Raw genomic sequence first — 1,163 nt, 5'->3', positions numbered from 1 at the left:
ACTCTTTATAGTCCCGGATTATGTGATCCCAATCTTCTGATGTTCTTCTTTTCATTTTCCACTCCTTTAGAATAGAAAATGCATAGAAATCTCAGTTACTGGTAGATGGGGCTTTATTAGCGGTTACGTTTATGTATAGAAATTTTATGGACAATGTGTGTATTTTTCATAAATTATACCCTAAAAACCTTCCCGATCAAGTCGGGAAGGTATAGTTTAATTCTAGGCCTTTGATGGAGCAATCTCATTTTCAGAAAAATTACCTTTTAATAGAAGATTATCAGGTATAGCCTCGTTAAGGCTCTTAGTCATATCAAGGAATTTTCCACGAATATTATTGGCATGAATAGCCACAACTGTGATTTTGGGGTCAATTTCTACCTGACCGGGATCAATCAATGATGCAACTTTATCCAATATTGACAATATTTTCATATTCAATGGAAAAGCCTGATCCTGTGTTTCGTCGAGATGTTTACCAAGATTGTTCAAATCTTCATTGGTAATTTCATAAATCCTGTAACCTTCAATCGGATTTTTAAATGTCATATCAATGATACTGAGAAAAATTATTAAACTTTTCTCATACATCCCACCACTTTTAGTATTGGTTATAGATTGAAAACACTCTTTTAGTATGAAATAGTTGGGTTGAACCAGTTTGAAAAACTGTTCCAAATCATTATCTCCTACTAAAGCATCAACAACCCAATGATTTTTCATCTCTATGATTTTGAGAAACAGAGGATAATTGTCGGGATTAACACCAACCATATTCATGTAAATGGCAAATAACATGGTTGCATCAACACCCTGAGGTTCTTTCATGTCAAATATTCGGTCTAGAAAAGAAAGCTCCAACTTATTCAGATCATCCTCTTGCCAACCTCTTTCTTCCCATCGTGTCATAGTCAAACTCCTTCAATTAAAAGAACTTATTAAGCTTCAGGTTCTTCTTTTGATGGTTTAGCAGGTTTGGCTTTAGGTGGAGCTTTTTTAGCTTCAACTGCATCTAAAGGACTTCTCTCTCTCGGACTCAGTTCCGGATCAAGATTTTCTTCGGTTCTCAATAAGACATTAGGGATGACATCGACAAGTCTCTTGGTAGAGTCAAAGAAATTGTTTCTTATGTTATGGGAATGTACAGCCAAATCTTCCATCTC

Annotated in this window: 1 protein-coding gene and 1 pseudogene; both read right to left on the bottom strand. The window is 35.3% G+C overall.

Annotation, left to right across the window (positions count from 1 at the left end):
• Nucleotides 1-222: 222 nt before the first annotated feature.
• A complete protein-coding gene (locus DV872_RS26100) occupies nucleotides 223-909 on the bottom strand; it encodes a hypothetical protein (RefSeq protein ID WP_114632904.1) in 687 nt (228 codons plus the stop codon).
• Nucleotides 910-938: 29 nt separating this feature from the next.
• Nucleotides 939-1,163: pseudogene (locus tag DV872_RS26755) on the bottom strand (hypothetical protein); the annotation flags it as partial.

This window comes from Oceanispirochaeta sp. M1, from assembly GCF_003346715.1.
Taxonomy (GTDB): Bacteria; Spirochaetota; Spirochaetia; order DSM-2461; family DSM-2461; genus Oceanispirochaeta.
Note: the sequence above shows the minus strand (reverse complement) of the source record. Positions and strands in the feature narration are given on the sequence as shown.

What these genes read in the sequence shown, in the direction of transcription:
- DV872_RS26100 (WP_114632904.1), bottom strand. Translation starts at nt 909, where the DNA reads ATGACACGATGGGAAGAAAGAGGTTGGCAAGAGGATGATCTGAATAAG.